Origin of the sequence: Mesorhizobium sp. M7A.F.Ca.CA.002.15.2.1 (assembly GCF_003998715.1) — a bacterium.
Taxonomy (GTDB): Bacteria; Pseudomonadota; Alphaproteobacteria; order Rhizobiales; family Rhizobiaceae; genus Mesorhizobium; species Mesorhizobium ciceri.
Window position 1 is genome coordinate 1 of the sequence record NZ_RZPI01000562.1, and the last position, 3,797, is coordinate 3,797.

Consider the following 3,797-nt stretch of genomic DNA (forward strand, 5'->3'; position numbering starts at 1 on the left):
GCCTCGCCCAGGTTGAGGGTTGGCGGGGCGACCTGATCCCTGAGCGCCAGGATTGCGAAGATCGCACCAAGCCCGCCGGCCGCTCCGAGCAGGTGTCCGGTCGCCGATTTCGTGGCACTGACAGCTATCGCGAAATCGCGCCCGAACACGCTCTTGATCGCTTCGATCTCACCCAGGTCGCCGACTGACGTGGAGGTCGCATGCGCATTGAGATGACGAACGTCGCGTGGCGAAATCCCTGCCTGGGCAATCGCGATCTGCATGGCCCGGCGCGCGCCGTCGCCGTCCTCTGGCCCGGAGGTGACGTGATGGGCATTCGCCGTCGTGCCGTAGCCGACGAGCTCAGCAATCGGTTTTGCGCCGCGCGCCAACGCGTGGCTCAACGCCTCGATGACCAGCACGCCGGCCCCTTCGCCCATGACGAAGCCGTCGCGCGATGTGTCGAAAGGGCGCGAGGCTTGGGCCGGCGCCCAATTGAAGCCGGTTGAAAGAGAACGAGCGGCGGCGAAACCGCCGAGACTGACGGTGTTGATGCACGCTTCCGTTCCGCCGCACACGGCGATGTCGGCTTCGTTGGCGCGGATCAGGCGGGCGGCGTCGCCGATCGCCTGGATGCCTGCCGCGCACGCCGTCACCGGTGCGCCGAGTGGACCTTTGAAGCCATGACGGATCGAGATGTGGCCCGCCGCGAGGTTCACCAGGAAGGACGGCACCGTAAAGGGAGACAGGCGGCGGGCGCCACGCAGGTCCACCGTGCGCACCGCCTCGGTGATGGCCGGGAACCCGCCGACACCTGAAGCGATGATCGTGGCCGTGCGCAGGCGATCCGTCTCCAAGGCAGGCTTCCATTGCGCCTGCGCAAGCGCCTCTTCCGCCGCCGCCAGCGCGAAGAGAATGAACCGGTCTACCTTGCGCTGATCCTTCGCGGACAGGACGGCATCGGCATCGAAACCAGCCTCGGGGTCTTCGCCCAGGGAGGGAACCACGCCGCCAATCTTAGCCGGCAGCTCTCCCACCACATCGTCAGGAAGCCTGCGAACGCCAGACCGGCCGGCAAGCAGGCGTGACCAGGACGCTTCGACATTGGCGGCAAGGGGCGTGACCGCACCCATGCCCGTGACGACAATCCGTTCCATCTGCTCTCCTATCCTTGCTGTGCTGGCGGCGCTGCTCGCGCCGTTCAAGTAGCGACTGCTTCGCGAACCTGATCGGCCGCCGCATCCAGAAAAGCCTGCGCAAGGTCGGGGTCGTTGACGACCCGCGACAGCACGACCGCGCCGACCATCGTCGAGAGAACGGCCATTGCCTTGTTGCCGGTCTTTTCGATGTCGCCCTCGCCAACCCAACCGCCGAGCATCTCGAGGTACGCCTTGATGCCGGCTTCGAATGACGCCTTCACCTCGGCACCTTGCCTGGCGGCATCCGAGCCGAGCGCAACGACCGGGCAGCCGTCCATCTTTTCTCCGCGATGATCCATGCTGAGGTAGAATGAGATCACCCCGTCGAGCGGGTTCCCGGGATTTGCCGCGGTCGCGGCCGACCATTTGTGGGTGGCGCTTTCCATCGCCCGCCTGGACGCCAGCGCCGCCAGATCGTCCTTCGACTCGAATTGCTTGTAAAAGGCGCCCTGGGTCAGCCCGGCCCCTTTCATCAGATCCTTGAGGCCGATGCCGTCGAACCCGCGCTCCCGAAAAAGCCGGCTTGCCACATTGATCACGGTCTCACGGTTTTCCGCGGCCTGAGTGCGACTTACACGCATCGTCATCTCCTTTTTTAGATTGCATTCGTAATCTATACCCTATATAGAGGGTGAACGCAATCTAAAAAAGGACAAATGAGATGATCCGCAAAACCTTGGGCGCCTCGCTGCTGGCGGCGCTGTTTCTTGCAACCCCGGCTCTTGCCGAGGAAGCCACCATCGGGCGCCCGATCGAAGGCGGTAGCCTGCACCAGGCACACCTGGACATGGTGGTCTACTACGTTCCGGACGGCGACCTGCTTGAGGTCACCGCCACTTTCGCACCGAAGACCGGGGGTGATCCGCTGCGGGTTGTCATGGGCCTCGCCAACAGTGACTCCGTGGCGTTTTCCATACCTGGCCACCCGGGCTCGCTCTACGCGTTCTCAAGGTCCGGTGAGGAAGTGACGGTCTCGACCGAGACGGACACATCCCTGCGAGCCGACGCGACAATGCCCTGACCTGACGCGCAGACCGCGGCCGAGCGATGCTGGCCGGGGTCTCGCGTCGGAACGGCGCGCCACCGATAAGTTTGGAGAGAGGTCACATGCTTTACAGCTATTTTGTCGAGAAATCGATCCGGCAGAGCTTCGACGACGTCAACAACCATCGCTGGGATGCGGCGGTGAAGGCCATCGCGCCGCATGTCCATCACCGGGTTGGTGGCGCACACGCGCTTGGTGGCGAGCGCCACGACAAGCAGGCCCTGCGCCGGTGGTTCGAGCGCCTCGGCCGTGTTCTGCCCACTCTCCATCTCACGGTCAACCACGTGTGGGTGAAGGGCTGGCCGTGGCATACCACCGTGTTTGCCCAGTGGGATGGCACCGCTACCCTGCTCAACGGCGATACGTCCTACGTCAACCGTGGTCTCCACGTGTTCACGCTGCGGTGGGGCAGGGTTCATGCGCTCGAGGAATTCTACGATTCACAGGCGGCGGCGCGCGCTCTCGCCGCCCAGGCCGCAGCCGGCCTCGAAGAAGCTGTCGCCGAACAGACAACAAGCTAGCACAAGCGCGGTCCGAGGACGCCCAAGGTCTACGGGCCGGTGGCGCCGATCGTCTTCGTCTCGTGCCTTGCGCCCACGCACTATGCGCGCAGGCTCGAGAAGCGAGCGCTGGCGCGCTGGACTGCAGGCCCTGCATCGATGCCGGTGCTGTCGCGGCAACGGTCGAGCCGAGGCAGGCATACAGCTTTCCTCTTGGGAATAGGACTTGACATCTTGCCGTTCGAATTGTCCATTTGAAGCTTGACCGGGCCGAACGGGGCGGCGAGGGACAGGGGCAAACCGGCGGGTGGATAGACAGTCGAGTCGAGTGCTGTTGAGGACGGTCGGGCTGACAAAAGCCTTTCGAGGGCTGGTTGCCCTGCGTGATCATTCCATCGAGCTCCACGAACGTGAAATCATTGGGGTAATCGGGCCGAATGGCTCGGGCAAGAGCACGCTTTTCAACCTGATCACCGGCTTCTCCCAGCCGAATTCCGGTAGCATCGAGATGGAGGGCCGGTCGATCGTCGGCCTGCGCACATCGCAGATCGTCGCGATGGGCATCGCCCGCACCTTCCAGGGCTCTCGCCTGTTCGGCAGCCTCAGCGTCGCGCAGAACGTGCTGACGGCGGCGCAGTTGCGCCATCCTGTCGGCGCCGCCGATACCGTGCTGCGCGGTCGGCGTTATCGCGAGCGGGTGGCCGCGACCCGGCAGAAGGCCGACGAACTCCTCGACCTCATGGGCCTGACAGATCAGGCCGGCAGGGTCGCCGCGGATCTTCCCTACGGCGATCAGCGGCGGCTGGAGATTGCGCGTGCGTTGGCGACCGGCCCGCAACTGCTGTTGCTCGATGAGCCCGCTGCCGGTCTTGATTCCAACGAGACCAAGGTGTTGGCAGCGCTGATCCGGACGATCCGTGACCGCTATGGCGTAACGGTGGTCGTTGTCGAGCACGACATGGACCTGATCATGGCGCTGTGCGAACGCATCCAGGTGCTGGCGACTGGCGAGGTGATCTGCGTCGGAACACCGGAGCAGGTACGCGAACACCCGAAAGTGCGGGAGGCGTATCT

Annotated in this window: 5 protein-coding genes; 3 read left to right on the plus strand and 2 right to left on the minus strand. The window is 64.5% G+C overall.

The features are described from left to right. Together ENZ74_RS25050 and ENZ74_RS25055 are read right to left on the minus strand one after the other, a co-directional pair. Window positions 1–1,136, minus strand: a 1,136-nt coding sequence (locus ENZ74_RS25050; RefSeq protein WP_127313056.1) for a beta-ketoacyl-ACP synthase, incomplete at its 3' end; no start/stop codon positions are given. A 44-nt stretch (window positions 1,137–1,180) separates the two neighbouring features. Continuing rightward, on the minus strand, window positions 1,181–1,759 hold the full coding sequence (locus tag ENZ74_RS25055) for a TetR/AcrR family transcriptional regulator (RefSeq protein WP_063169745.1): 579 nt from the start codon (window positions 1,757–1,759) through the stop codon (window positions 1,181–1,183). Between the two features lie 80 nt (window positions 1,760–1,839). On the opposite strand from ENZ74_RS25055, the gene ENZ74_RS25060 reads away from it, so the two are divergent. The 3 genes from ENZ74_RS25060 to ENZ74_RS25070 form a co-directional block, all read left to right on the plus strand. After that, complete coding sequence (locus ENZ74_RS25060) at window positions 1,840–2,199, plus strand: hypothetical protein (RefSeq protein ID WP_063169746.1); 360 nt, start codon at window positions 1,840–1,842, stop codon at window positions 2,197–2,199. An 86-nt stretch (window positions 2,200–2,285) separates the two neighbouring features. After that, window positions 2,286–2,744 carry a nuclear transport factor 2 family protein gene (locus ENZ74_RS25065; protein WP_063169747.1) on the plus strand — a complete coding sequence of 153 codons (459 nt, stop codon included), beginning with the start codon at window positions 2,286–2,288 and terminating at the stop codon, window positions 2,742–2,744. 307 nt (window positions 2,745–3,051) lie between these two features. Then, the coding region (locus ENZ74_RS25070) for an ABC transporter ATP-binding protein (protein ID WP_245471000.1) at window positions 3,052–3,797 on the plus strand (746 nt) is incomplete at its 3' end.